At 70.1% G+C, this 2262-nt stretch carries 3 protein-coding genes; 1 reads left to right on the plus strand and 2 read right to left on the minus strand.

All coding sequences use genetic code 11. From position 1 onward, the window contains the following. The coding region (locus tag VF468_08640; GenBank protein HEX5878373.1) for a DUF6544 family protein at positions 1-341 on the minus strand (341 nt) is incomplete at its 3' end. A 368-nt stretch (positions 342-709) separates the two neighbouring features. Here VF468_08640 and VF468_08645 point away from each other — a divergent pair. Next, positions 710-1921: an IS110 family transposase gene (locus VF468_08645; GenBank protein HEX5878374.1), complete on the plus strand. Its 1212-nt coding sequence runs from the start codon at positions 710-712 to the stop codon at positions 1919-1921. A gap of 17 nt (positions 1922-1938) precedes the next feature. On the opposite strand, the gene VF468_08650 is transcribed toward VF468_08645, so the two are convergent. After that, positions 1939-2262 (minus strand): bifunctional 3,4-dihydroxy-2-butanone-4-phosphate synthase/GTP cyclohydrolase II (locus VF468_08650; protein HEX5878375.1); only part of this gene is annotated, 324 nt, incomplete at its 5' end.

A 2262-nucleotide genomic window follows, 5' to 3' on the forward strand; every position in this document is an offset into this window, starting at 1 on the left:
GTCGTGGGCACCCACACGGCTTCGGCACCGACACGGCCGGCGGTGCTCCGGGAAGTATCCGGCCCCTCCGCGTGTACCACACGAACCAGGCCGAGGATCCTCCAATCCATGCTTCCCTGGCCATCCGCATAGCGGTCTGAACCTGCGAGGAGCCCGCCGACTCGGGCGGCCCACACGAGGCCGTGGTGCGGAGCCAGGACCTGCCGGGCCCGGAAGGGTATCCATCTCTTGCCCAGCTTGATGGAACCGCTCATCCGAAAGCGCGCCGACCGGGCCAGGGGCGCACCGGGCGCGATCGACGCGGTCAGAACGCGGCGGACCGGCTCCGGCAGGCCCTCCACCTCCTGCTCCGAGAAGGAACCCGGAGCAGGAGGATCCGCCAACCTGGTCTCGAAGTCTCTGTAATGAGTCGGGGGCGTAAGCGCTGCTGGCCCGGTGTGTGCCACTCGGCTCATTGGTGCACCCTCCCCAGGTGATTGGTGTTTGGGGGAGGGAGTGCGGGAGGTTCTCGTCTGAACCCTCGGTGCCCGTCGGTCGACCGCCCAGCCGGCTTGTCCTGTGAGGACCAGCATGAGATCTGCGGCGACCGGCGGGCCGGGGCACCAGGACCGGCGCTAGGGATAGGCGGGTCGGACCGCCACGCAATGAGCATCCGGCACGGCGCCCCGGCACCGACGGTGCCCGCATCCTCCCAGCAAGGAGCAGAGTTGTGCAGCAGCAACCGTTGTTCGCCGGTGTGGATTGGGCGACCAAGACCCACGCGGTGTGTATCGTCGCCGCTGACGGCGCCATCCGGGCCCGGTTCCAGGTCCCCAACACCGGCAAGACCTTCACCGGCCTGGTCAAGCGGCTGGGCAAGCTGCAGATCGCCGGCGTGGCCATCGAGCGTGGCGACGGCCCCCTGGTGGAGGCCATGCTGGAGGCCGGACTGCGCGTGGTGGTGATCACGCCCCGGCAGGTCAAGGCCTTGCGGACCCGCTACGGCGCGGCTGGGGCCAAGAGCGACCCAGGGGATGCCTACGTGCTGGCCGACTGCCTGCGCACCGACGGGCACCGGCTGGCTGCCCTGACCCCAGACTCTGAGCAGACCAAGATCCTGCGTGCCCTTTCGCGAACCCGCAAGGACCTGGTCAAGGCCCGGGTCGCGCTGGTCAACCAGCTCACCGCGCAGCTGGACCGCTGCTTCCCAGGCGCCGTCGGCCTGTTCGCCCGGCTGGACTCGGCGGTGGCCGTGGCCTTCCTGCGCCGCTACCCCACCTGGCACGCCGCTCAGCAGCTCACCGAGGCCAGGCTGGACGCCTTCCTGCGCCGCATCGCCTACAGCGGCCGCCGACCCGTGGGCGAACTGCTGGCCAGGCTGCACCAGGCCCCCGCCGCCGGGATCACCCTGACCGAGGCCAACGGCCGGGCGGTGTGCGTCCACGCCCTGCTGGAGGCCATCCAGACCCTGTCGAGGCAGGAAAAGGAGCTTACCGGTGAGCTGACCGAGCGCCTGGAGGCCCACGCTGACGCGGTCGTGTTCACCAGCCTGCCCAGGGCCGGCCGCGGTGTCCGAGCGGCCGCGCTGCTCAGCGAGATCGGCGACGTGCGCCAGCGGTTCCCTGACGAAGAGGCCCTGGCCGCCCTGAGTGGGGTGGCTCCCGTCACTCGTGCCTCTGGCACCCACCACAGCGTGGGGTTCCGCTGGGCCTGCGATAAGCAGCTGCGGGCGGCCCTGATCGACTTCGCCGACGACTCCCGCCATGCCTCGCCGTGGGCGGCCAAGGTCTACGCCGACGCCCTGGCCCGCACCCGCCGCCATCCCCACGCCGTGCGCATCCTGGCCCGCGCCTGGGTCCGGGTGATCTGGCGCATCTGGCAAGACCGCGCCCCCTATGACCCCACCAAGCACCGAGGGGCGGTGATGCTCCAGACCACCTGAGGTTGACCTAGGGAATCTCATGTGACCTTCTCCTCGTCCGTGGGCAGCTCCAGCAGGTGGCCCATGCGCTCGCGCTTGGTCGTCAGGTAGCGCAGGTTCTCAGGGTTGGGGCGGGTCTGGAGGGGAACCCGCTCGACGATCTGGAGGCCGAAGCCGTCCAGGCCGCCGTACTTGGCCGGGTTGTTGGTGAGCAGGCGCATGGTGGTGATGCCCAGGTCGACGAGGATCTGGGCCCCCGTACCGTACTTGCGGGTGTCGACCGGTAAACCGAGGTCGAGGTTGGCGTCGACGGTGTCGCGACCCTGGTCCTGAAGCGTGTAGGCCCGCAGCTTGTGGGCCAG

Source organism: Actinomycetota bacterium (assembly GCA_036280995.1).
In the GTDB taxonomy this organism is placed as follows: Bacteria; Actinomycetota; CALGFH01; order CALGFH01; family CALGFH01; genus CALGFH01.